The sequence below is a fragment of the Centipeda infelix ATCC 43532 genome (assembly GCF_000234095.1).
Classification (GTDB): Bacteria; Bacillota; Negativicutes; order Selenomonadales; family Selenomonadaceae; genus Centipeda; species Centipeda infelix.
Genome location: NZ_JH376799.1, coordinates 89,517 through 114,256 on the forward strand (window position 1 = coordinate 89,517; position 24,740 = coordinate 114,256).

General features: G+C 57.9%; 16 protein-coding genes, 2 tRNA genes, 1 pseudogene and 1 riboswitch. Of the genes and pseudogenes, 8 read left to right on the forward strand and 11 right to left on the reverse strand.

The annotated features are described in order from the left end of the window. Nucleotides 1–46 precede the first annotated feature (46 nt). A riboswitch (cobalamin riboswitch) is annotated at nt 47–219 on the reverse strand. A 184-nt stretch (nt 220–403) separates the two neighbouring features. From HMPREF9334_RS06515 to HMPREF9334_RS12315, 3 genes are all read left to right on the forward strand, one after another. Then, a tRNA-Val gene (locus tag HMPREF9334_RS06515) sits at nt 404–480 on the forward strand. A 42-nt stretch (nt 481–522) separates the two neighbouring features. Then, nucleotides 523–598, forward strand: a tRNA-Val gene (locus tag HMPREF9334_RS06520). Between the two features lie 59 nt (nt 599–657). Further along, the gene (locus tag HMPREF9334_RS12315) at nt 658–1,347 is read left to right on the forward strand and encodes a Crp/Fnr family transcriptional regulator (RefSeq protein ID WP_006692687.1); all 690 of its coding nucleotides are present in this window, start codon (nt 658–660) and stop codon (nt 1,345–1,347) included. A 76-nt stretch (nt 1,348–1,423) separates the two neighbouring features. On the opposite strand, the gene bioB is transcribed toward HMPREF9334_RS12315, so the two are convergent. From bioB to HMPREF9334_RS06575, 10 genes are all read right to left on the reverse strand, one after another. Further along, complete coding sequence (gene bioB, locus HMPREF9334_RS06530; RefSeq protein WP_006692688.1) at nt 1,424–2,434, reverse strand: biotin synthase BioB; 1,011 nt, start codon at nt 2,432–2,434, stop codon at nt 1,424–1,426. A 96-nt stretch (nt 2,435–2,530) separates the two neighbouring features. Beyond that, nucleotides 2,531–3,361, reverse strand: coding sequence for a methyltransferase domain-containing protein (locus HMPREF9334_RS06535; protein ID WP_006692689.1), 831 nt, complete (start codon nt 3,359–3,361; stop codon nt 2,531–2,533). Continuing rightward, complete coding sequence (locus HMPREF9334_RS06540; protein WP_006692690.1) at nt 3,358–4,815, reverse strand: O-linked N-acetylglucosamine transferase, SPINDLY family protein; 1,458 nt, start codon at nt 4,813–4,815, stop codon at nt 3,358–3,360. Before HMPREF9334_RS06540 ends, HMPREF9334_RS06535 begins: the two co-directional genes overlap by 4 nt. After that, nucleotides 4,812–5,966: a metallophosphoesterase gene (locus tag HMPREF9334_RS06545; protein WP_006692691.1), complete on the reverse strand. Its 1,155-nt coding sequence runs from the start codon at nt 5,964–5,966 to the stop codon at nt 4,812–4,814. Before HMPREF9334_RS06545 ends, HMPREF9334_RS06540 begins: the two co-directional genes overlap by 4 nt. Nucleotides 5,967–5,984: 18 nt before the next feature. After that, nucleotides 5,985–6,902: an AEC family transporter gene (locus HMPREF9334_RS06550; RefSeq protein WP_006692692.1), complete on the reverse strand. Its 918-nt coding sequence runs from the start codon at nt 6,900–6,902 to the stop codon at nt 5,985–5,987. Between the two features lie 31 nt (nt 6,903–6,933). Beyond that, entirely contained in the window at nt 6,934–9,765 is a 2,832-nt protein-coding gene (uvrA, locus tag HMPREF9334_RS06555) for an excinuclease ABC subunit UvrA (protein ID WP_006692693.1), read from the reverse strand. An 8-nt stretch (nt 9,766–9,773) separates the two neighbouring features. Beyond that, nucleotides 9,774–11,816: an excinuclease ABC subunit UvrB gene (gene uvrB, locus HMPREF9334_RS06560; RefSeq protein ID WP_006692694.1), complete on the reverse strand. Its 2,043-nt coding sequence runs from the start codon at nt 11,814–11,816 to the stop codon at nt 9,774–9,776. 116 nt (nt 11,817–11,932) lie between these two features. Next, nucleotides 11,933–13,084 (reverse strand): HD-GYP domain-containing protein, encoded by a 1,152-nt coding sequence (locus HMPREF9334_RS06565; RefSeq protein ID WP_006692695.1) that lies wholly within the window; start codon nt 13,082–13,084, stop codon nt 11,933–11,935. Between the two features lie 211 nt (nt 13,085–13,295). Further along, nucleotides 13,296–15,770: a leucine--tRNA ligase gene (gene leuS, locus HMPREF9334_RS06570; protein ID WP_006692696.1), complete on the reverse strand. Its 2,475-nt coding sequence runs from the start codon at nt 15,768–15,770 to the stop codon at nt 13,296–13,298. A gap of 203 nt (nt 15,771–15,973) precedes the next feature. After that, complete coding sequence (locus HMPREF9334_RS06575) at nt 15,974–16,624, reverse strand: Crp/Fnr family transcriptional regulator (protein WP_006692697.1); 651 nt, start codon at nt 16,622–16,624, stop codon at nt 15,974–15,976. A 123-nt stretch (nt 16,625–16,747) separates the two neighbouring features. Between HMPREF9334_RS06575 and HMPREF9334_RS06580 the strand changes: the two genes are divergently transcribed. The 5 genes and pseudogenes from HMPREF9334_RS06580 (at nt 16,748) to HMPREF9334_RS06600 (ending at nt 22,558) form a co-directional block, all read left to right on the forward strand. Beyond that, on the forward strand, nt 16,748–18,010 hold the full coding sequence (locus tag HMPREF9334_RS06580; protein WP_006692698.1) for an NCS2 family permease: 1,263 nt from the start codon (nt 16,748–16,750) through the stop codon (nt 18,008–18,010). Between the two features lie 79 nt (nt 18,011–18,089). Beyond that, nucleotides 18,090–18,799, forward strand: a pseudogene (gene deoD, locus HMPREF9334_RS06585) (purine-nucleoside phosphorylase). 18 nt (nt 18,800–18,817) lie between these two features. Then, entirely contained in the window at nt 18,818–20,002 is a 1,185-nt protein-coding gene (locus HMPREF9334_RS06590; RefSeq protein ID WP_006692700.1) for a phosphopentomutase, read from the forward strand. Between the two features lie 13 nt (nt 20,003–20,015). Then, on the forward strand, nt 20,016–21,338 hold the full coding sequence (locus HMPREF9334_RS06595; protein ID WP_006692701.1) for a pyrimidine-nucleoside phosphorylase: 1,323 nt from the start codon (nt 20,016–20,018) through the stop codon (nt 21,336–21,338). Nucleotides 21,339–21,361: 23 nt separating this feature from the next. Further along, a complete protein-coding gene (locus HMPREF9334_RS06600) occupies nt 21,362–22,558 on the forward strand; it encodes a NupC/NupG family nucleoside CNT transporter (protein WP_006692702.1) in 1,197 nt (398 codons plus the stop codon). 76 nt (nt 22,559–22,634) lie between these two features. On the opposite strand, the gene HMPREF9334_RS06605 is transcribed toward HMPREF9334_RS06600, so the two are convergent. Then, nucleotides 22,635–24,737, reverse strand: coding sequence for a methyl-accepting chemotaxis protein (locus HMPREF9334_RS06605; protein WP_006692703.1), 2,103 nt, complete (start codon nt 24,735–24,737; stop codon nt 22,635–22,637). Nucleotides 24,738–24,740: the final 3 nt, after the last annotated feature.

Below are 24,740 nucleotides of genomic sequence, written 5' to 3' on the forward strand. Positions count from 1 at the left end.
GGCATACGAAACACAAAAAGTGCCTTCCCGTCGCTCGCAGGAATGATCTTGGCGTTCCAATCGGGCAGTTCTTCTGGCTCTGCATCCTCGTCTTCCCCGCCTTCCCGGTTTCCCAGTGACATATTGGGGGCGACTCCGCATTACAGCTGCGGGACAGCGCAGGTCTTTCACCTGCTTCTCTTATTAAGTGACATACACACCCGATTAGCAAAATATCAAATTGTGATTTTATTCTCAAAGTCCGGCTTAGATTATCATACAATAAATGAGATGTCAATATGAAATGCGATTACTTATAAGAGACTTGATTCCCACACTTCATTCTTTTGAAAAATTCCCTTGACAGATTTCCTATCCCTTGTTATAATTCATTTTGTCGTTTGGACATGAGCGGCGAACAAATGGGGTTATAGCTCAGTTGGTTAGAGTGTCTCGTTGACATCGAGGAGGTCACAAGTTCGAATCTTGTTAACCCCACCATTTGATTATTCATCCGCAATCGTGCGGATTTTTTCATCTCAGGCTCACTTAGCTCAGTTGGTAGAGCATCTCCGTCACATGGAGGGGGTCGGGGGTTCGAATCCCTCAGTGAGCACCATGTATGTATCCAACGCCGTCCCATGGGGACGGTTTTTTCGTATATGCAGGAGTACGCCCATGATAAATGAAAATGCCGCCCAAATTCTCGCCGAGACAAGTCTCGCGCAGGGCATGAACGAGGAGGATGTAGCGGAGCTGCTTGCCTCCAGCGACGTAGCACTGCGCTCCTACCCGAAGGGTGCAGTCATCTTCCATGACGGGGATGTCCCCCACTCACTCTACATTCTGCTCGAGGGCGAGGTGCACATCCTCAAGGACACCTATTCGGGACGCCAGATCTTCATCTCGGAGATCGACCGCCCGGGCGATATGTTCGGCGAGGTCTACGAGGTGCTGAAACGCCCATATGATATGTACGTACGCGCGATGACGAAGGTAAAGCTGCTCGAGGTATCGAGCCACCTCTTCACTCTTGATGTAGGCGAAGCGCCGCGCCGCTCCGCACTGATCGTCCAGCGCAACCTCATGAAGATCTTTGCCGGCAAGGCGTATGCAATGCACACGAAGCTCAAAATTCTTGCAAGCGGCACGCTGCGCGAGAAAATTGTCCGCTATCTGTTCCCGCACATCGGCAAAGATGGACGTGTGACACTCACGGCCAGCCGTGAGTTCGTCGCCGCCTATCTCGCCGTCAGCCGCCCCTCCCTCTCACGCGAGCTGAGCGCGATGCAGCGCGAGGGCATCATTGAGGCAACGGGGCGCAGCATACGGATCGTCGATATGGAGAAGTTTGAGGAGTATCTATAGGCATCGCTGATAACATTAGGGACGCTGCAAAATGCAGCGTCCCTAATGTTATATGTAAATATTGAAGGAATCAAGATCAACGTGCGCCGCACGCCCCCGATGACACGCGGCAGTCCTCATCGCGGTTGGTGAACCCCATCTCTCGGATGAGCTCCATATCCTCGGCAATGGTCGTCCCCGACGTCGTGAGCATATTGCCCGTGATAGAGGCGGATGCACCGGCACGAAATGCCGTAGCCCCGTTCTCGGGAAGAAGCTTGCGCCCCGCCCCAAGGCGAATGTTCGCGGTCGGATTGATGAAGCGGAAGATCGCAATCGTTCTAAGGATGTCCTCACCCGAGAGCGGCGCGAGATGTTCGAGCGGCGTGCCCGGAATTGCCATGAGCGAGTTCAGCGGGATGGACTCGATGCCGAGTTCCTGCAGTGCGAACGCCATGTCAAAGCGATCCTCCCACGTCTCCCCCATACCGATGATACCGCCCGAGCAGACGCAAAGCCCCTCCGCCTGTGCCGCCTTGATCGTGCGAATGCGGTCGGCATAGCTGTGCGTCGTGCAGATCTCAGGGAAATAACGCTCCGATGTCTCAATGTTGTGATGATAGCTTGTTACACCCGCCTCACGCAGACGACGAAACTGACTGCGCGTGAGCAGCCCATGCGAGGCACAGAGATCAATGGAAAGCGTGCGGCGCATCTCCTTGTAGGCATCCAGAGCCTGTTCAAACTCCGTGCCCGAGAGCGCACCACCCGAGGTGACGATCGAGAAGCGGTTTGCACCTGCATCCTGATTTGCCTTTGCGTGCGCGATCAGATCCTCCTGTGCCATAAAGTTATAGGTATCGACACCTGTCTTGTGCCGCCCCGCCTGTGCACAGTATTTGCAGTCCTCGCCGCATCGCCCGCTGCGCCCGTTGACGATCGTGCACAGATCGATGTGATTGCCGCAGAAATGCTTTTGGAGGCGGTATGCCCCCTCGCCGAGTTCCTCGACCGGCGTATCCATAAAGACGGAGCGATCATCTTCGCGGCTGATGCGATAGCCCGCGATGATCTTCTTCGTGAGTTCTGCAATACGATGTTCGCGCATTAAAAAATCCCTGCCTTGCAATAGATTACATTTATCGTGTCTATTATAAGGCAGGTTTTTTATTTCGTCAACTAAATATTATGTTATGGTTTACTCTTAAATTTTATCCAGAACGTCATCCAGCGCCGCCCGCACCTTCTCCTCATGCACACAGACCTCTGCAATAAAATCCGAAAGATAATCGTAAAAGATTCCCTCGCGCACACAGAGCTCATGCAGCTCCATCACGGCACGCTCTGCCGCAGCATCGTATTCGATGCGGTGCAGGAGGCGCGCGATCGTGCGCCGCGTCTCCGGTGAGAAGAACAGCTTGAGGTTCGCTGCTGCCGCCGTACTGCGCGATGCGGCAACGAGCCATGTGCGCGTTATGAGGTCGTCGCTAAGGTTTGCAAAACCTTCCTCTGCCCACGCCTCCCCCGCCGACGGATCGTCGTCGCGCTCCCCCGCAAAAAAGTGAATCTCCTTGTAGAGCGTGTCGTTCAGCAGACGTACAATCTCCGGCTTCGCGTACAGGTGACGGTCGCCGCGCACACGGAACTCGCCGTCACGCAGAGCCGCAAGCACACGATGATAGCGGATGTTGGTGTAGCAGGTGTAGAGCGTTCCCGTTTCTTTGAGCGCACGGTTCAATGCCATGAGCGCATCATACGGCTCATAGGCACACTCAATCGCAAACGCCGAGATGATACGGTCAAACGTCTCCTCCGCAAACGGTAATGTGTCGCATCGCCAGTCAAGGATGTGCCAGTATACGCCGAGCGCGGCAACCATCTCGTTCTCCGCAATCTCCTCATATGGCGTAACAGCGTGCATCTCGGCGTTCGGGTACATCTCCCGCAGCCGCGCAAGTTGCTCCGATCCGTCGACGACAAGGATGCGAAGCTGTTCCGCACTCGGCGCAAGGAGCTCAAGGATCTCCGTCCTCACCGCGAAAAGTCCCCGCGCTGCGCCCACAGGCGTTCGATCTCGCCCGTGACCGCGCTGAGGTAGGATGCCCCATCCGTCAATGCGGACTTCTCCACCTCTGCACGCAGTGCTGCACGACTTGCACGCACGGCAGCAATATCCTCCGCCATCCGCACGGCAAGATTCTCATAGGCACGTGCATCCTCCGCAATCCATGCCGACTTTCCCGCCGCCGTGAGCATCGCTGAGCCGAGACGCGATGCGTGGTGCGTCTCCCCGCGCAGGCTCACAATGGGTACGCCCATATAGAGTGCCGTCGCCGTCGATGCGCCACCCGTATAGGGGAAGGTGTCAAGCGCAATGTCGATATCCCCATAGTCTCCGAGGTAGTCCCGTTTTCCCGTCCGCACAAAGATGCGTTTCGCGGGCAGTTTCAGGCCCTCGATCATCTCTAGGATCGTCGTCACGCGCAGGGGGCTGTCCACGGCGGCATCCTGCAGGATCAGCTGCGCCTGCGGCAGCTTTTTCAGAATCCGTCCCCAGACCTTGAGACACTCCTCGTTGATCTTCATAAAGTTCTGGAACACGCCGAAGGTCACGGGTGCATCAGCAGGACGCTCCGCCACCGCATGCGCACACATCGCCTCATCCGGTGTAAAATAGAATGCGTGCGGCAGACGCAGCAGCTCCTCACTGTAGAACTCCTCCGTGCCCGCAGGAGACAGCACATTATCCGTCAAAAAACCGTCCACAAAGGGAACGCCCGTCGTCGCGAACCAGCCGATGCCCGAGATCTGTACGGGTGCGGGACGGCGCGCGAGCACCATGAGTGTCATGCCGCCATCCGTATGTCCGCCGAGGTCAACGAGCACGTCGATCTCGTCCGCACGGATGCGTTCCGCCTGCTCCTCGATGGAGAGATTCGCGAGTGCATGGTAATTCACCGCGCCGCGCAGGCTCTCCGTAAATCCATCCGCACGATCGTCAAGCGCATATGCGTAGACATCGTACTGCTCCGTCAGCCCACGCAGAAGACCCTCGTAGAAGAGCGACGAGGACGAGCTGAGGAAATGCTGCGCGAGAAAGCCGATCCGAAGCCGCTCATGCCGCACATCTGCACGCGACGGCAGCGAATCCTCATGGCGGTAGAGCGTCGCGTACATATCGAACTGCGCCTTGAGCTCCTTCGGCGTGAGGTTCGGCACGGCATGGCAGAGATAGAGATAGTTGGAAAAATGCTGCCGCTGACTGCGGAGAAATTTATCCTCGGTCGCCGCCTCGAAGTACGCTGCAATCGCTCCCTCCGTATCCGCAAGCGCACGGCAGCACGCGCCCATCATCTCCGAGAAACGCCACTGCTCATCCGCAGGAATCTCCTCGTGTGCACGCAGATAGAGGATCGCCTCGATCGCCTCATAGATATACCCCTGATGAATGTCCTCGCGGAGGGCAGTGTAGTCGTCCATCCAACTCATTGTACAGTTCTCTCCAATCTAAAATATACAATTTCGGGCGGGCAGCCGATCCGCAGTGGAAACCAGCTGCCGTTGCCCGTATGCACATAGCCGTAACTGTCTTCGATGCGCACCATGCCGCGTGTGTACTTGAACACGGGGAAGAGCGGCAAACCGAGGAGACCGAACTGGCTGCCGTGCGTATGCCCCGTCAGCGTCAGCGGGACAGAGCCGTGTGCCGCCGCATCGTCAATAAACTCAGGATGATGCGCGAGAAGAACGGTCACGGCATCCTCGGGAACGTGCGTCATCGCCGCAGCAAAATATGCCTCTTTTTGCCGATGAAACGCATCGCCGCGTGCAAACGGGTAGTCCACACCTGCGATGTAGAGCGTGCCGCGCCCTGCGACCTGCTCCGCCGAGTTCAGTACGACGTGCACATGCCCCTCTCCCGCCATGCGGTCAACAATCGGGCGACCGCTGTGATAGTATTCATGGTTGCCAATGCAGTACCAGATCCCGTCGCGGAAATCTCCGATATGTGCAGCGAGCACCTCAGCAGCACGCGCGTTCAGCGGCTCATCGTCGAATACATCGCCCGTCACGGCGAGAAGATCTGCGCCGCCCGCAGCAGTCTCCGCGAGCAGTGCGTCAAAATCCTCCACGGAGAAAAACGAACCGAGATGCACATCACTGATCTGGGCGATCACCATGCCATCCGCCTCGGGCGGCAGGTTCGACACAGGGATGGTATAGTCACGGCGCACCGTATGTTTTCGCTCGATAAACGCACCGTAGCTGCTAAGCAGAACACCCGCTGCAGGGTAGAGTGCCGCATTTTTCAGCACGCGCCGCCGCCCCTCATCGTAGGGCGCATTTTGCACCTTTCGCAGGAAAAATCGTAGCAGAACGGCCCCCACTACAAGAGCAAGCACAATCATCTGCGCCACGAGCAGCAGAATGATCGGCAGCGTAACGAGCCCCGCCCAGCCATCCGTCCGATGCGTGCTGAACAGGAAGAACAACCCGACGACACTGCCGAGCTCAAAGAGCACAAGAGTGATGCGCGCCGCACGAAGCCTCCGCCCCTCTGCCAGGTAGCGGAGGAAGTATAGGCTAAACGTGAGCGATGCAAGGATGCCGAGCAAAAAAATTACCAGAGCAGTGAGCAAATGTACCTCCCGTTGCGGTCAAAGTCCCGTAATCATCGAGACAAATGGAATCGTTGCCACCGAGATGACGGTGGAGAGTGCGATGATCTCCGTCATCAGAGGATAGGCGACCTTGTTGTAGAGCAAAGCCACCATCGCCACCATACCGCCCGTCGGCGCAGCAACGATGACGAGACTGCACCCGAGGATATAGGGATTCGTCACGAAGAGTTTCATGAGGAACAGAATCGGAATCGGCAGGACAACCGCCTTGAGGAACGTATAGACGAGCAGTTTGCGGTCCGTCAGCATGTGACGCATGTGAATGTCCTTCAGCGACGCACCGATCATCATCATCGCGAGCGGCGCGGTCATCGCCCCAAGCATGGAGAATGCCTGCATGATGAGCGGATGCGTCGGAATCTCGCCAAAGTAGATCACGCACGCGATCAGCGAGGCAATGATGCCTGGATTCAGCAGCATACGGAACATCTCGAGACCGCGCCGCTTATGAATACTAATCGAGGAAACACCATAGATAAAAAAAAGCAGATTGACAGGGATGAAGAAGAGCGTCATATAGACGACCGCCTGATCGCCATACACGCCCTGCACGAGCGGCAGTCCCATAAAGAGCGAGTTGTTGAACCAGAACGAGAGATTGATCGCACCGCGCAGCCGTCCGCGATAGCGCAGGAGAATCGGGAGCAGGAAACCGACAGCACACATCATCACGAGGAGGATGGCATAGTCGATATATGTCTCAATGACCTGTGCCAGATTCATGTGCTCCTCTGCGTGCATCGCCGAGGAGATAATAAGGCAGGGGCACGCGATATTGACAATCAGCGAGGAAAACTGCTCCTGATTGTTCGGAATGATGATCTTGTAGCGGCGGGCGAGTGCTCCCGCAAAGATCATCAAAAAGAATACGATCATCTGACCTAAAATCAGCATTGCATTACCTTCTTTATTTCAGTTCGTAAAATCAGTTATGTTTCTCCGCAAGCAACGGCTTCAGGAATTGTCCCGTATAGGACTCTGCGACCTCTACGATCTGCTCCGGTGTCCCCTTCGCGACGATGGTTCCCCCACGCACGCCGCCCTCGGGGCCGAGGTCGATCACATAGTCCGCCGCCTTGATGACATCGAGGTTGTGCTCGATGACGACGACCGTGTCGCCGCCATCCACGAGCCGCTGCAGAATGACGAGCAGCTTGTGGATGTCCGCCGCGTGCAGTCCCGTCGTCGGCTCGTCGAGGATGTAGAGCGTCTTGCCCGTGCTGCGCTTCGACAGCTCGGTCGCGAGCTTCACGCGCTGCGCCTCCCCCCCCGAGAGCGTCGTCGCGGGCTGACCGAGGCGGATATAGCCCAGCCCCACGTCGCGGATGATCTCAAGTTTGCGTGCGATGCGCGGCACATTCTGGAAGAAGTCCACCGCCTCGTCGATCGTCATGTCCAGTACCTCGGCGATGGTCTTGCCCTTATAGTGCACCTCGAGCGTCTCGCGGTTGTACCGTGCGCCCTTGCAGACCTCGCAGGGAACGTAGACATCGGGGAGGAACTGCATCTCGATCTTGAGAATGCCGTCCCCACGGCACGCCTCGCAGCGTCCACCCTTCACGTTAAAGCTGAACCGCCCCGCCTTGTACCCACGCATCCGCGACTCACTCACCTGACTGAACAGGTCGCGAATTGCATCGAACACGCCCGTATAGGTCGCAGGATTCGAGCGCGGTGTGCGCCCGATCGGCTGCTGGTCGATGTTGATGACCTTGTCGATGTGCTCCAGTCCCTTGATTTTCTTGTGCTTTCCGGGCTTCCCCTTCGCACGGTAGAGACGTGAGGCGACCCCGCGATAGAGGATCTCGTTAACGAGCGTGGACTTGCCCGAGCCGCTGACGCCCGTGACAAGGGTGAGCGTCCCAAGCGGGAACTTCACGTTGATTTCCTTGAGATTATTCTCTGCTGCACCCACCACTTCGAGGAAGTTGCCATTCCCCTTGCGCCGCTCGGTGGGCACAGGGATAAACTTTTTCCGTGCAAGATACTGCCCCGTGACGGATGCGGGATTTTTCATAATCTCCGCCGCCGTCCCCTCTGCGACCACCTCGCCGCCATGCTCGCCCGCACCGGGGCCGATGTCGATGATGTGATCGGCGGCATACATTGTGTCCTCGTCGTGCTCCACAACGATCAGCGTATTGCCGAGGTCGCGCAGATGGCGCAGGGTCGCAAGCAGACGGTTATTGTCGCGCTGGTGCAGTCCGATGCTCGGCTCGTCGAGAATGTAGAGTACCCCCATCAGCCCCGAGCCGATCTGCGTTGCGAGACGGATGCGCTGTGCCTCGCCGCCCGAAAGCGTCCCCGCCGCGCGTGAGAGTGTCAGATAGTCCAATCCCACATCGAGGAGGAAATTCAGCCGTGCGTGGATTTCCTTTAGGATCTCCACGGCGATCTTCGCCTCGCGCGGGGAAAAATCCTTCTCCGCCTCTGCGAGGAAGGCATCCGCCTCACGGATCGTGAGCGCAGTGAGGTCGGCAATGCTCTTGCCGCCAATCGTGACGGCAAGCGTCTCGGGCTTGAGTCGTGCGCCGTGGCACGCCGTACACGGGGTCTCCGTCATATAGTCCTCGTAGCTCTCACGCATCTCCTCCGAGTCCGTCTCGCGGTAGCGGCGTGCAAGCGTGGGCAGAACGCCCTCGTACGGGACGTTGTACTCCTTTTCCTCACCGAACATATTCGTGTACTGAAAGGAGACCTCCTCGTCCGAACCGTAGAGCAGCAGCTTTTGCATCTTCTTGTCCATGCGGTTCCACTGCGTATGCTCGTCATAGTCATGCGCACGCAGCAGTGCTGTAATTGCACGCATCCCGTACGAGTTCGGATTTTTGGAAAGAGGGGCAAAGACACCGTCCGCCACGCTGAGTGTCGGGTCGGGTACAACAAGCTCCTCATCGAACTCCTTGTGACTGCCGAGTCCCGTACAGACGGGACACGCGCCGAACGGGCTGTTGAACGAGAACATGCGCGGCGCAATCTCAGGGAGCGAGATACCGCAGTCCACACAGGCGAAATTCTCGCTGAACATGAGGAGCTCCCCGTCCACTACCTGCACATAGACCACGCCGCCGCCTGCACGCAGAGCCGTCTCAAGCGAGTCCGTCAGACGGCTCTCCATGCCCGCACGCACAACGAGACGGTCAACGACGATCTCGATCGTGTGCTTCTTCTGCTTCTCAAGGGCGATTTCCTCGCCGAGATCCCGCAGTTCCCCGTCGATGCGCACGCGCACATAGCCATCGCGGCGGATCTGGTCGAGGATCTTGCGGTGCTCGCCCTTTTTCCCGCGCACAAGCTGCGCCATGATGAGCAGCTTCGTCCCCTCGGGCTGCGTCAGGATCGCATCCACCATCTGATCGACGCTCTGCTGCGTGATGGGCTTGCCGCAGCTCGGACAGTGCGGACGGCCTGCCCGCGCATAGAGCAGACGCAGATAGTCATAGACCTCCGTCACCGTGCCCACCGTCGAGCGAGGGTTATGGCTCGTCGTCTTCTGGTCAATCGAGATCGCGGGCGACAGCCCCTCGATGTTGTCCACGTCGGGCTTGTCCATCTGCCCGAGGAACTGCCGCGCATACGCAGACAGCGACTCCACATAGCGTCGCTGCCCCTCGGCATAGATGGTGTCAAAGGCAAGGGAGGATTTCCCCGATCCCGAGAGCCCCGTCACGACAACAAGCTTATCGCGCGGAATCTCCACATTGATATTCTTTAGGTTGTGGGCGCGTGCACCCTCGATTTTGATACTTTCGTTCATAGTTTCCCCTATTTTTTCTTCTTCGGCAATTCGCCCTCAAGCTCGACAATCATGTCGCGCAGCTCCGCTGCACGCTCGAATTCGAGAGCGCGTGATGCCTGCTGCATTTCGCGCAGGAGACTCTTGACGAGGTTCTCGCGCTCCTTCTTGCCGAGCTTTTTCTTCGCCTTGCCGTCCTTTTTGCCATAGGGCGCTCTGTCCTCGGCGGCGACGAGTGTCATCTCGATGAGCGGGACAATAGGCTTTTCGATGGTCTTCGGCGTGATGCCGTGCGCCACGTTGTATTCGTTCTGGATCGTGCGGCGGCGTTCTGTCTCGTCAATGGCACGCTGCATCGAGCCCGTGATGACATCGCCATACATGATGACGTGTCCACCCGCGTTGCGTGCGGCGCGGCCGATGGTCTGAATAAGTGCGGTATCGGAGCGCAGAAAGCCCTCCTTGTCCGCATCAAGAATAGCGATCAGCGACACCTCTGGCATATCAAGACCCTCGCGCAGGAGGTTGATCCCAACGAGCACGTCAAACTCTCCCGCTCTCAGGTCGTGGATGATCTCCGCGCGCTCAATGGTCGCGATGTCCGAGTGGAGGTAGCGCACCTTGACACCCGCTTCGCGCAGGTACTCGGTGAGGTTCTCCGCCATGCGTTTGGTAAGCGTCGTGACAAGGACGCGCTCATTTCGCTCGATGCGTATGCGGATCTCCGAGAGCAGATCGTCGATCTGTCCGTCGAGCGGCCGCACCTCCACCACAGGGTCGAGAAGCCCCGTCGGGCGGATGATCTGCTGTGCGACCTGCTGTGCCTGCTGCATTTCGTATTTCCCCGGTGTCGCGGAGACGTAGACGATCTGATTGACACGCGCGGCGAACTCCTCAAATGTCAGCGGGCGGTTGTCGAATGCAGACGGTAGACGGAAGCCGTTGTCCACGAGGGAAATCTTACGGCTGCGGTCGCCGCCGTACATGGCGTGAATCTGCGGCAGGGTCACATGGGACTCGTCGATCATGATGAGGAAATCCTCGGGAAAGTAATCGAGCAGGGTATACGGCGTGTCCCCTGTGTTCCTGTGCGTAAGGTGACGCGAGTAGTTCTCGATGCCGGAGCAGTAGCCCATCTCCTCGATCATCTCAAGGTCGTAGTTTGTACGCTGCTCAAGCCGCTGTGCCTCTAGGAGTTTGCCCGCACCCTTCAGCTCGTCCAGACGCTCTGCAAGCTCCGTGCGGATGTCCGCCATTGCGATCTTCATATCCTCATCGTCCGTGACGTAGTGAGACGCAGGAAAGACCATCGAGTGAAGCCGTTCGCCGTATACCTCGCCCGTCATGGCATCGAACTCAATGATGCGCTCCACCTCGTCGCCGAACATCTCGATGCGCACGCCGCGGTTGTTGTAGCCCGCAGGGAAGATCTCGACCACATCGCCGCGCACGCGAAAGCGTCCGCGCTCGAAGGCAATATCGTTGCGCTCGTAGCGGATAGAGACGAGCTTTTGCAGAATCGCTTCGCGCGGAATCGTCTGCCCCTTGTGCACGGAGAGCACCATCTCATGATAGCTCTCAGGCGAGCCGAGACCGTAGATACAGGACACGCTCGCGACGATGATGACATCGCGCCGCTCGAACAGCGAACAGGTCGCGGAGTGACGCAGCTCATCAATCTCGTCGTTGATGGAAGCGTCCTTCTCGATGTAGGTGTCCGTCTGGGCAATGTAGGCTTCGGGCTGGTAGTAGTCGTAGTAGCTGACGAAGTAGCCGACGTAATTGTCGGGAAAGAACGACTTGAACTCACTCGCCAGCTGCGCCGCGAGGGTCTTGTTGTGTGCGATGACAAGCGTTGGACGCTGCACGCGCTCGATGACCTTTGCCATCGTATAGGTCTTGCCCGTGCCCGTCGCACCGAGCAGTACCTGCGCCGCCATCCCGTTCTCGATGCCGCCCGCAAGATCCGCAATCGCCTGCGGCTGGTCGCCCATCGGCTCAAACGGTGCAACGACCTTGAACGGGATCTCCTTCTCAAAGATCGTCGTATTGAGTTTTGGAACCATCGCCATCGTGCACCCTCCCTGTCACTGCTGAAAAGTCATTCTGTCATTATAGCGCATTCGACGTGTGATGGAAATAGTCGCACACAAAAAAGCACCCTGCGGGGTGCTTTTTCATCAATATATCAAAGTTTGCTGACCTCAGCCGCCGTCATGATCTCGACAACGGTGATGTCCTTTACGGTATTGAGGTCGATGAACCCTCCGTTTGCAAGCTGCACGACAGGCATCGCCGTGACACGCGACTCATCGATGTAGATGATGCGCCCTGCCGAGCCGTCCGAAAGGCGCAGCCAACAGCCATTGAGTGCGGCGTTGAGCTTGCGCATAAAGAGTACGGCATACTCCGAATCCAGCTTGCCATCGAGCACGTCAGCGTAAAGGATCTTGAACACCTCGAACGGTGATCGCTTCTCTGCATAGGTACGGCTCGATGCCATCGCGTCGTAACTGTCGAGCACGGCGAGCACCTTGCCGAAGGTCGAAATTTGATCTACCTCAAGACCAGACGGATACCCCGACCCATCATTGCGCTCATGGTGCTGAATGACCCCCTGCATAAGATCCTCACGCCCCGAGAGGTCACTGCTCTCGAGCACCTTAAAGCTGTCAACGACGTGGTTTTTGAGGATGTCGAACTCTTCCTCTGTAAGCCGCCCCTTCTTCTCAAGCAGATCCTTTTCGATAAACTGCTTGCCGATATCGAGGAAGAGCCCTGCGAGCACGAGGTTCTGACGGTCAATGCCGCTCAGCCCCATCCATTTTGCCATAAGTCCGCCGAGGATGGCAAGGTGAACGCAGTGATGGAGGTTGTAGTCCCCCTCCTGATTCATTGTATAGATCATGGAGACCGCCGTCGCGCCCTCCTTGTAGAGATCGCGCAAACGACCACTGGACATGACATCTTGGAGAATGCCCATGTTGAGTTTGCCGGAGACAGCCGCTTCCTGAAAAAGCTTTTCCATCTCCGTGTAAACGTAGCGATAGTCTTCCTCATACTTACCATCCAGCTTTACGTCACGCTCGGGAGCCACCTTGCCCGTAAAAGGTGTCGATGATGCATCTGCTTTTGCAGCCTTCTCTTTCTGCACGGCGGTGAGAATGCTGTCCTCGTCGACGTAGACAGACGCAATGCCCTTCTCCTTGAGCAGCTTGATCGTCTCCCGATCCAGAACGGTCCCGCCCTCAACGAGCACGACTTCGGACTCCCCTTCGTAGACCGTACGTCCGATGAGCATCTCCGGCAACAGACTGCGAACAGCAAACGCTTTTAACATGATCTTTTCTCTCCCTTTTCTTCCTTGAACAGCGTATATCCTAAGGAATCGCTGATAAAATGAAGTCCGTCAGATTGGCGTAGATTTTTTTCGTCCGAACAAGGAGGCAAACCGGACGCATAGCCAAAGCTATGTGGAGGATTTGCCGACACAGTGCGGGCAAAAAAGATGCGTCAAGATGGCGCGGCTGAATTTATCAGTGCTTCCCTAATTATCCCTTGACGACGATATTGACGAGCTTGCCGGGGACACAGATGACCTTTACGATCGTTTTTCCCTCTGTGAGTTCCTTCGCACGCGGCAGCTCGGTTACAAGCTGCTCCATCGCCTCCTTGTCCAGGTCAGCGGGAACCTTGACGCGGTCACGCACCTTCCCGTTGATCTGCAAGACTACCTCGATCTCATCCTGTACGAGAGCGGATTCGTCATACATGACCCATTTCTGCGCATGAACACTGCCGCCGAAGATGCGTGACCAAAGTTCCTCCGTGATGTGTGGTGCAAACGGCGCAAGCATCCGCAGAAGCATGCTCGCCGTCTCACGCGCAAGCGCGGGGCTGAGTTCCTTATCCTGAAATGCGTAGAACGCATTGACAAGCTCCATAATGGAAGAAATTGCCGTATTGAACATGAAGCGGTCACGCACATCCTCCGTGACCTTCTTCACGGTCATGTGCAGGACGCGGCGCAGTTCGGTCTCTGCGGATGTGAGTCCCGACGGGTCACAGGCCGCAGGTGCGGACTTGATCACGTCCTCGAATTGGAGCAGGATACGCCAGACACGGTTCAGGAAGCGGAATGCTCCCTCAACCCCCTGATCGCTCCAGTCGAGGTCACGCTCCACAGGTGCGGCAAAGAGGATGAAGAGACGCGCCGTATCCGCACCGTATTTCTCAATGATCTCCTCGGGCGAGACGACGTTGCCGAGCGACTTCGACATCTTCGCGCCGTCCTTGATGACCATGCCCTGTGTGAGGAGGTTCGTGAACGGCTCGTCGAAGTCGAGCATCCCCGCGTCGCGCAGCACCTTCGTAAAAAAGCGTGCATAGAGGAGGTGCAGAATCGCGTGCTCGATTCCGCCGATGTACTGATCGACGGGAGCCCAGTAGTTCACCTTGTTCCGATCAAAGGGACACTCGGTGTTCTTCGGGTCGGCATAGCGGTAGTAGTACCACGAAGAGCAGATGAACGTATCCATCGTGTCCGTCTCACGCGTCGCCGGCCCACCGCATTTTGGGCATGTGCAGTGAAGGAAATGCTCACTCGATGAGAGCGGTGACACCGTCCCCTGCTCGAACGACACATCCTCGGGCAGACGGACGGGCAACTCTTCCTCGGGGACAAGCACCTCACCGCACTTTTCGCAGTTGATGATAGGAATTGGCGCACCCCAATAACGCTGACGCGAGATGAGCCAGTCGCGCAGACGGTAGTTGACGCAGCGTTTGCCGAATCCCTGCGCCTCCGCCTCGTCGATGATTGCGCCCATCGCCGCGTGCATCTCCATCCCCGTGAACTTGCCGGAGTTGATCAGGAAGCCTTCCTTCTCAACGTATGCCTCCGTCATATCCTCGAGCCGCAGCTCACCCTCTGGCGGGCGAATCGTGAGGATCTTGCGGATGCCGTACTTCGTCGCAAACATCCAGTCGCGCTGATCCTCGGACGGCACCGCCATGACAGCCCCCGTGCCGTACTCGAAGAGGACGTAGTTCGTAATCCAGATCTCGACCTGCTCGCCGTTAAATGGATTCGTGCAATAAATACCTGTGAAAATACCTTCCTTCTCCGACTCGCTCGAGGCGCGCTCGATGTCGGACTGCTTGCGGACACGCGTGCAGAACGCACGGATCTCGTCCGCCTTGTCGCTGATCGCACAGATCTTGTCTACGAGCGGATGCTCGGGTGCGAGTGCGAGGAAGGTGATGCCGAATACGGTATCGGGGCGCGTCGTGTAGACGGGGATCTCCGTCGCAAGCGCGGGGGCGGGCAGTCGGAACTCAAGCCCCTCGCTGCGCCCGATCCAGTTCTCCTGCATGGTCTTGACGCGCTCGGGCCACCCCTTCAGTTTCGCAAGATCCGCAAGGAGTTCGTCGGCATAGTCCGTGATCTTGAAGAACCACTGTGCGAGATTCTTCTTGTGCACCTCGGACTTGCACCGCCAGCACTTTCCGTCCTCGACCTGCTCGTTCGCAAGCACCGTACCGCAGGTGTTGCACCAGTTGACGGATGCCGCCTTTTTGTACGCAAGACCTTTTTTATAGAACAGCTCGAACAGCCACTGTGTCCAACGATAGTAGTCCTCACGGCAGGTGATAACCTCACGCTCCCAGTCGTACGCAAGTCCGAGTGTCTTCTGCTGACGTTCCATGTTCTCGATGTTCGCGTAAGTCCACTGTGCGGGGTGCACCTTGTTCTTGATTGCCGCATTCTCTGCTGGCATGCCAAAGGAATCGAATCCCATCGGGTGCAGGACGTTGTAGCCCTCCATCGTCCGAAAACGTGCGACCACATCGCCGATCGAGTAGTTGCGGACATGCCCCATGTGGAGTTTTCCCGACGGATAGGGGAACATCTCAAGCACATAATACTTTGGCTTCGTGTCATCCATCTCCGTGCGGCAGCTGCGCTCTGTCTCCCAGATGTTCTGCCATTTCGCCTCAATCTCCTGCGGGCAATATCTCTCCACTATACTCCTGCTCCTCCCAGTATTCGACTAACAAATAATCTAGCTATACCGTTAATAGTCTTGGTATATTATACATGAAATATGCGGAATACGTCAATCACTATTCAGATTTGTATATAATATTTTAGGACTTTTCTCCCAGTTCTATATTCAATACATTCGTCTATGGGGATGCTGATGAATTCAGCTCATCAGCGGTTCCCTTACGTCTTTTGACACGCATTCATCGCCCGCACTTTGGCGCATTGCTCAGGGGTGAGGGCGAGCTTGCCGCGATCGAGGGAGAGGAGTCCCTCTGCACGGAGGCGGTCAACGCTGCGGTTGACTGTCTTTAGGCTCGTGCCGATGGCATCGGCAATGTCCTGTCGGCGCATGGGAAGCCGCACGGCGACATCGCATGCGGGCAGGTTCTTTTGCAGGTAGGCAAGGAGACGCGATTGAACCGTCATATATTTGATCTGACCGTATTCATCCGAGATCGGCCAAGATTTTCGTGCGATCATACAGGCGACGGCAAACGCTGCCCCCGCGTCGCGCTGGAGCCACGCGGCAAACGCGTCAATGCTGACGGCAAGCAGATCGCATACCGTCTCCGCCTCACACGTTGCGGCGTAGTACGGCGCACCTGCAAGTGCCTCGTACTCGCCGAGGAATGTGGGCGGGTCGGCGATGGCAAACACATACCGATCGCCGCTTGAGAACTCGTTGATAATGCGCACGCGCCCCGCGAGGAGGATGTAAACCGTGTCGGCGTGCGTTCCCTTACAGCGGATGATCTCGTCGGGCTGGAATGTGAGCGGCCGCGCAACGCGCAGCAGGTTTGGCGGTATCTCGGGGAACGACGGTAACAGCATGATGTCTCTCCTCTCAGTACAGTTTCTTTCTATTTTAACGAAAAAAACGTGCGCTGAAAAGTCATATGTCCTTTTTTTCGTTTGGCATATTTGGTACAATCAAAAAAGAAAGGGGAGTGCGGTATGCGTTCGGACAACGTGCAGAGCAAGCGTGTGGAAGTGATGGCAGGGCTGACATCGTTCTTTGCCATCTCGTACATCATCATCGTCAACCCGTTGATTCTTGCAGACGGCGGAATCCCGGCGGAGCTGAGCGTGTTCGCGACGATATTCGCCTCGGCGGTCGGGTGTCTCCTGATGGCACTCTGGGCGGATGCACCGATCATCTTGACCCCCGGCATGGGGATCAATGCATTCTTCACATATACCGTCGTGACGAACATGGGGTTCCGTTGGCAGGAGGCACTTGCCATCTCTCTCATCTCGGCGCTCATCTTCTTCGCACTTGCTGTGACGCGCGCGGGCAGGGTTCTGGCGGATGCTGTGCCGAAATCGCTAAAATACGCAGTGACGGCAGGCATCGGTTTGTTCCTCGTGGAGATTGGGTTGGAGAAGGCGGAGTTGATCCGCGCCGGCGAGAACTCGATTCTCGCGCTCGGCGATCTGCAAAATCCGTCTGCGCAGCTCGCACTCCTCGGTCTCGTGTTGAGTTTGCTGTTCTACCAGCGGCGGGTGAAGGGCGGTTTTTTCATCGCCATCCTCATTGTGACGGTCATCGCCAATGCGTTCGACCTCGTTCACGCGAATACGATTGAGATTGATATGACACGGCTCGGCGAGTACGGTGCGCTGCTCTTTGTAGAGGACTTCTCCTCCGTGCTGACAATTTCGTTCTGGCTTGCGGTATTCTCGATGACGATGATCCTCGTCTTTGAGTCCATCGGATTGCTCGAAGGACTGCTGCCCGATACGGAGAAGTTCCGCAATGCGTTCCGCGCCTCGTCGCTGACAGCGGTGCTGTCCTCGGTACTCGGGACGAGCCCGACGGTTGCTGCCGCAGAGAGTGCGGCGGGCATCGTAGAGGGTGGACGGAGCGGACTGACGGCACTCGTCGGCGGCGCACTGTTCGTGCTCACGCTCGTATTCATCCCCCTGCTCGCCTACGTTCCGCAGGCGGCCGTTGCGCCGGTCATCATCATCACAGGTGCTCTGATGATGCAGCAGCTTGAAAACATCCACTTTCAGGATTTCTCAGAGTGGTTCCCTGCATTCCTCATCATCGTGCTCATCCCGCTGACAAACAGCATCTCGACGGGATTGGCGTTCGGCTTTGCCGCGCATCCGATGATGAAAGTGTTTACGGGCCGCCGGCGCGAGCTTGGCACGCTTTCCTACGTTCTCGGCGTGCTGTTCCTCCTGCAGCTTATCTTTGAAGCGATGCAATGAGCGCACTCCACTAGGGTATAGACCGCTATGTCGGTTTTCGATAAATGTTCTTCACTGTTATGAAAGAGAGGTACACATCATGCCAACCCCACACATTGCAGCTGCAAAGGGCGAAGTCGCCGAGCGCATTCTCCTGCCGGGGGATCCGCTTCGCGCCAAGTACATCGCCGAGAACTTCCTCGAAGGTGCGAAAGAGTACACGAACATCCGCAACATTCTCGGCTACACCGGCACGTACAAGGGGCATCCCATCTCCGTGCAGGGAACGGGCATGGGGATGCCGTCGATCTCCATCTATGTCAACGAGCTCATCCGCGAGTATGGCTGCAAGACGCTGATCCGCATCGGCAGCTGCGGCGCATGCCACAAGGACATCCACATCCGCGACGTCCTCATCGCGCAGGCGACGACGACCGACTCCTCCATGCCGCGCAACATCTTCGGCTCTGCGGTCAACTTTGCGCCAGTCGCGGACTTTGATCTGCTGCGCTCCGCATATCAGGCCGCCGTCGACAAAGGCATCGCCGTGCGCGTCGGAAACGTGATGTCGCAGGATCGTTTCTACGATGACGAACTCGACATTCAAAAACTCGCAGGCTACGGTGTCCTCGGTCTGGAGATGGAGGCAGCGGCACTCTACCTCATCGCGGCGAAGTTCGGCGTGCGCGCGCTCGCACTCTTTACCGTCAGCGACCACCTCGTCAGCGACGAGCCCCCCTCACGGCAGAGGAGCGTCAGACATCGTTCAGCGAGATGATCGAGATTGCACTGGAGGCATCAATCGCCTAACCATAGGAGGAGATAGCAATGGCTAGTATCAAACGCGTATTTCTGATTGTCCTCGACAGCTTCGGCATTGGGTGTGCACCGGATGCAGCGGATTTCGGCGACGGGCGCTGCAACACGCTCGCATCGCTGACGACATCGCCGGAGCTGCACGCGCCGAACCTCACGAAGCTCGGCCTCTTTAACATCGACGGTGTCGGCTGCGGTACGCCCGCAGACAGCCCCATCGGTACTTTTGCACGGCTGCGGGAGCTCTCGCGCGGCAAAGACACGACGATCGGACACTGGGAAATCGCAGGCATCGTCTCCGAGCAGCCCATGCCGACGTATCCGAACGGATTCCCGACGGAAATCCTCGAGCGGCTCTCGGCGGCGTGCGACGGGAAGAAAATCCTCTGCAACAAGCCCTACTCCGGCACGCAGGTCATTCACGACTACGGGCGCGAGCAGGAGGAGACGGGCGGGCTCATCGTCTACACGTCGGCGGACAGCGTGCTGCAGATCGCGGCAAACGAGGCCGATGTCCCCGTCGAGCGTCTCTATGACTACTGCCGTGCGGCACGCGAGATCATGCAGGGCGAGCACGGCGTCGGGCGTATCATTGCGCGGCCGTACGTCGGCAGCTATCCGAACTACGAGCGCACAGCGCACCGTCACGACTTCTCCCTCGATCCCACGGACGAGACGATGATGGATGCGCTCATGCGGCAGGGGCATGAGGTCATCGCCGTCGGCAAGATCAGCGACATCTTTGCGGGGCGCGGTGTCACGCGCAGCACGGGAGTCAACGAGAACAATGCCGACGGCATGGAAAAGACACTGCGCATTCAGCAGGAGGACTTCACGGGGCTGTGCTTCGTCAACCTCGTCGATTTTGACATGACGTATGGACACAGGCGCGACATCGCAGGCTATGCACGCGCGACAACGGAATTCGACGTGCAGCTCGGCACATTCATGGAGCATATGCGCGAGGACGATGTGCTGATGATTACGGCTGACCACGGCTGCGACCCCGGCGCACCCGGCACGGATCACACGCGTGAGTACGTGCCGCTCCTCGTCTACGGCGCACCGATCCGTCAGGGACTCAACCTCGGGACGTACCCGACCTTCGCCATGATCGGCGCAACGGTGGCGGATATGTTCGGTGCGGGGCTGACGACAAAGGGCGAGAGCCTGCTGCCGCGCATTCTTGCGCACTGAGGAGGATCGACCCATGCGCATGTATGACCTGATTACGAAGAAAAAGCATGGCGGCACACTCACTGCCGAGGAGCTGCGCTGGATGGTCGAAGGCTATGTCGCGGGCGAGATTCCCGACTACCAGATGTCCGCCATGCTGATGGCGATCTGGTTCAGTGGCATGACGGCCCAGGAGACAACGGAGCTGACGATTGCAATGGCGGACTCGGGCGACCGCGTCGACCTCTCGGCGATTGCCGGCAAAAAGGTGGACAAGCACTCCACCGGCGGCGTCGGCGACAAGACGACGCTCATCTGCGCCCCGATTGTCGCCGCCTGCGGCGGACGCGTCGCGAAGATGAGCGGCCGCGGTCTCGGGCACACGGGCGGTACCGTGGACAAACTGGAGGCCATCCCCGGCTATGAGACGACGATTTCACGGGAAAAATTCTTCTCCATCGTGAACGAATGCGGCGTGTCCGTCATCGGGCAGTCGGGCAACCTCGCGCCGGCAGACAAGAAACTCTACGCGCTGCGTGACGTGACGGCGACGGTCGACGCGATCCCGCTGATCGCGTCCTCGATCATGAGCAAGAAGCTCGCCGCCGGCTCGGACTGCATTCTGCTCGACGTCAAGACGGGCTCGGGCGCGTTCATGAAGACGCTCGACGACGCCATCGCGCTTGCGCAGACGATGGTCGCCATCGGCGAAGGCGCAGGGCGGCGCACCGTCGCGCTGATTACCGACATGGACACGCCGCTGGGGCTCGGCATCGGCAACAGCATCGAGGTCGCGGAGTCGATGGACGTGCTGCGCGGCAAGGGGCCGCATGACCTGACGGAGGTGTCGCTCCAACTCGCGGAGAACATGCTCTACCTCGTCGGCAAGGGCACGATCGAGGAGTGCCGCCGCATGGCGGAGCAGTCGATTGCCGACGGATCGGCGTTCGAGACGTTCTGTACGATGGTGCGGCGGCAGGGCGGTGACGATGCCGTCCTGCGCGACGCGTCGAAGTTCCCGCAGGCGGCCGTGCAGGTGCAGATCCGCGCGCATGCGGACGGCTACATCACGTCCATGGACGCGGAGAAAATCGGCGAGGCGAGCGTCGTGCTCGGTGCGGGGCGCGAGACGAAGGACAGTCCGATCGATTTCGCCGCCGGTCTCATCCTACACAAGAAGTATGGCGACGCAGTGAAGTCGGATGATGTCATCGCAACGCTCTACACGGACAGCACACAGCGTGGCGACAGCGCGGCGCAGCTCTACCGCGCGGCGATTACCATCGGCACAGAGAAGCCGCCCGTCCGTCCGCTCGTCTATGCCCGTGTGGAGAAAGACAAGGTCGTTCGGTACTAACAACTCCGATGGGGGGATTTCGTATGTTTTTCTTCGTCAACTTGCTCGGCCTTGTCGTGTTCCTCGGAATCGGGGTGCTCGCATCGCGGAACCGCAAGGAGATCCAGTGGCGTTCGGTCGCCTCTCTGCTCACGCTGAACCTCATGCTCGCGTGGTTCCTGACCTCGTTCGAGATTGGGCGTGAGATGATTACAGCTGCCGCGGCCGGATTCACGGAGCTGATCAACATCTCGTACGTCGGCATCGCGTTCGTTTTCCCCGACTGGGTCCACGTGCCGCAGATGAACTTCTTTGCTGCAGCACTGCTGCCGATTCTCTTCGTCGTGCCGCTCTTTGACATCCTCACGTATTTCGGCATTTTGCCGTTCGTCATTCGCTGGATTGGCAAGCTGCTCACATTTCTCACCCGCGCGCCGAAGTTCGAGTCATTCTTCGCCATTGAGATGATGTTTCTCGGCAATACGGAGGCACTCGCTGTATCGAAACTCCAGCTCATGAAGATGAGCAAGGAACGCGTGCTGACCATCGGTCTCATGTCGATGAGCTGCGTGACGGCGGCACTCATCGCCGTCTACGTCAAGATGATGCCGGCGGAGTATGTCGTCACGGCAATTCCGTTGAATGTCATCAATGCGCTGCTCGTCTCCTCGCTCCTCCATCCCGTGAAGGTTGCACCGGAGGAGGACACAATTGCAACGATCCACGAAGGAGGTGGGCGCGAGCCGTTTTTCTCCTACCTTGCGGAGTCAATCATCGGCGCAGGACGCCTCGTGCTCATCATCTGCGCGAATGTCATCGCCATCGTTGCGCTGCTCAAGTGCGTCGACCTCCTCCTCGGCATTCTGCATCCATCGCTCTCACTTGAGCTCATTCTCGGTGTCGTGCTGTTCCCATTCGCGTGGCTGCTTGGTCTCGCGCCGACAGAGGCGTTCCAGATTGCCCAGTACATGGGGACAAAGTTCATCACGAACGAGTTTGTCGTCATGCTGCAGATCCAGGATGTCGTCCGGACGTGGCCCGCTCATATGCAGGCTGTGATGACCGTATTCATTACGTCATTCGCCAACCTCGGGACAATCGGCATCATCCTCGGCTGCTTTAAGGGGCTCGTTGACGGCGAACGCAACACGATCGTCGCTCGCAACGTATCCTATATGATACTGTCCGGATTGCTGGTCTCCTTGCTGTCTGCCGCAATCTGCGGATTGTTTGTCTGGTAGGCGAAACATAAAAAGGCACTGCTGCACGAAGACGTTTCCATCTTCGTGCAGCAGTGCCTTTTATCTGTAAAATTTTCTACCGAATGGAATGCAGCACTGCCTCCAACTCGTTATAACGCTCCGTCAGCCGCTCACTAAGCGACGCAATGCGGCCGATGGCCTCCGTCGAGCGTTGAATCGCACCGAGTCCATCGTCCAAGCTTTTCTTCAGATCCGCCATGCGCCCGTCAAAGCCCTGCTCGAAATTTTCCACCTGATCCTCGAGTGCATGATTCGTCGCAAGCATCTTGTCGATCTCCTGTACGTCACGCAGGAGCTCCCCAATTGCCTCATCGGATGCCTCGAGCCGCTCGCGCGTGTTCTCCGAGAGCTTGCGCACCTCGCCCGCAACGACGGCAAAGCCGCGCCCCTGTTCCCCCGCACGTGCCGCCTCGATTGCGGCGTTGAGCGCGAGGAGGTTGATCTGCGCCGAGATCTCCGTAATCATGTTCATGACCTGCTCGATCTTCTTCGTGCTCTCCGTAAGGTGCTCGAGCCTCGGTGTGATCTCCGCGTTGCGCCCGATCAGCTCCTTTGTCATATCGCCTTGCCCGCCGAGCCCGCTGTTCAGGTTGTCGATGAGCACACCGACACGCTCTGCGCTCTCTCCGATGCGTGACATCGTCTTGCCCATACCCGCAATTTGGTCACGGTACCCGCCGAACTCACCCATGATGCCGTCCTTGAGCCGCCCGATGATCTCCAGACGGCTGATCTCGTGTACGAGGAAGGATTTCTGGCAGAGCGCATAGACGGACGGAAACCGATTCATATATCCGTCGTAGAACGATCCGCCCGACAACTGGTAAAAGAAGATCGCTGTCAGGGTCTCGTTGATGTGCATCCCCGCGATCTCGCCGAGTGCCGAGTATCCTGCGACGGGCATCCCGTCAAAGAGGTCGGCATGCGCAAGTTCGTCCGCAAAGGTCAGGCGGCGCAGGATACAGTCGTTCATCACAACGCCGATGGGCGCAGGTTTCCCCTTGGAAAATCCCGTATAGTCCGACTTCAGCATCTCGATGAATTTCGTGCGCCGCATGAGGTAGATTTCCTCCCCCGCAGCGATGTCACAGAAAAAATGCATCCGCTTCGTCGCAGGATCAATTTTTTGCAGGGAGCGGATGTAGAACTGGTTGCCGACATAGGTCGCAAAGGTATAGCCCGCGAGTGCTTTTGTGAGCGCGTCAACGTCCGACACATGCAGGTATTCCATCAGGACATCGGCGAACAGAACCGGCCGCCCTTCGGCATTGGCGACGGTATCTACTGTACGGAATGTTGCGTCCGAGCCGATGACCGTCCACTTCTCCCCCGTCTCCTCCGCCGCCTGCGTCTTAAAGACGGAGTAGCGGTAGTCTGCGGCGAGCTTCACCACGAGAACGACGGCATGATTCTCAAGCACCTTGCTGCCGTTGTAAATGTAGGTATGGGAAAAGTCGAGCGCACCACCTGCACTGCCACCGACGTAGGGACAAGGCAGGTTCTCCGCGTCGTAGAGTGCACGCAGCACGAAAGACTCACACGAGCTCACACCGTCCACATAGACGAACGCAAACGTATCGTCAAAGCGTACGGGAAAGGGGATGCTCTCCGCACGGATATCTGCGGTGATCTTCGATACGCGCTCGGCGGGGGTCAGCGTCACTTCGCCGCGCTTCATATCCTCGTTGTGCAGCGGAAGTGTCATCATGTGCGTCTGTGCAATCATGCGCTTGCTGAACACCTGCAGGAGCACCTTCGCGCGCCCATCGTCCGCATCCATATAGTAGGAGCGCGTTCCGGGCGTATGCGTCAGCTCCCCGCAGGTCGTCATCAAGAGAAACTGCACATCCGGTGGTGAGACGGAGTGAACTGCGCGCGCCACATCGTCCATGTGGAGATCGGCAGAGATGAAGCCGAGTACGATGGCAGGCCCTCCCGGCACATCGTAGAGCTCACGCAGACGCTCCGCCGTGAGTTCCGCGCGCGTGAGATAGGCGGACTTCATATCGCCCGCCCCTACAGTTCCAAGCCCTGCAAACGGCGCACGCGCCTTTGCTGCCGGCTCCGCGGCAGATGGCTGTGCCGCAAGCGGCTTCGCCTTGATCCGATCCGCGAGTGAGACCTCTTCTCTCTTCTTATTCCCAAATAAGCCAAACATAGA

What these genes read in the sequence shown, in the direction of transcription:
- HMPREF9334_RS06565 (WP_006692695.1), bottom strand. Translation starts at nt 13,084, where the DNA reads ATGTTAAAAGCGTTTGCTGTTCGCAGTCTGTTGCCGGAGATGCTCATC.
- uvrA (WP_006692693.1), bottom strand. Translation starts at nt 9,765, where the DNA reads ATGAACGAAAGTATCAAAATCGAGGGTGCACGCGCCCACAACCTAAAG.
- HMPREF9334_RS06575 (WP_006692697.1), bottom strand. Translation starts at nt 16,624, where the DNA reads ATGCTGTTACCGTCGTTCCCCGAGATACCGCCAAACCTGCTGCGCGTT.
- HMPREF9334_RS06590 (WP_006692700.1), top strand. Translation starts at nt 18,818, where the DNA reads ATGGCTAGTATCAAACGCGTATTTCTGATTGTCCTCGACAGCTTCGGC.
- HMPREF9334_RS06580 (WP_006692698.1), top strand. Translation starts at nt 16,748, where the DNA reads ATGCGTTCGGACAACGTGCAGAGCAAGCGTGTGGAAGTGATGGCAGGG.
- HMPREF9334_RS06605 (WP_006692703.1), bottom strand. Translation starts at nt 24,737, where the DNA reads ATGTTTGGCTTATTTGGGAATAAGAAGAGAGAAGAGGTCTCACTCGCG.
- HMPREF9334_RS06600 (WP_006692702.1), top strand. Translation starts at nt 21,362, where the DNA reads ATGTTTTTCTTCGTCAACTTGCTCGGCCTTGTCGTGTTCCTCGGAATC.
- HMPREF9334_RS06550 (WP_006692692.1), bottom strand. Translation starts at nt 6,902, where the DNA reads ATGCTGATTTTAGGTCAGATGATCGTATTCTTTTTGATGATCTTTGCG.
- HMPREF9334_RS06540 (WP_006692690.1), bottom strand. Translation starts at nt 4,815, where the DNA reads ATGAGTTGGATGGACGACTACACTGCCCTCCGCGAGGACATTCATCAG.
- HMPREF9334_RS06595 (WP_006692701.1), top strand. Translation starts at nt 20,016, where the DNA reads ATGCGCATGTATGACCTGATTACGAAGAAAAAGCATGGCGGCACACTC.
- uvrB (WP_006692694.1), bottom strand. Translation starts at nt 11,816, where the DNA reads ATGGCGATGGTTCCAAAACTCAATACGACGATCTTTGAGAAGGAGATC.
- bioB (WP_006692688.1), bottom strand. Translation starts at nt 2,434, where the DNA reads ATGCGCGAACATCGTATTGCAGAACTCACGAAGAAGATCATCGCGGGC.
- HMPREF9334_RS12315 (WP_006692687.1), top strand. Translation starts at nt 658, where the DNA reads ATGATAAATGAAAATGCCGCCCAAATTCTCGCCGAGACAAGTCTCGCG.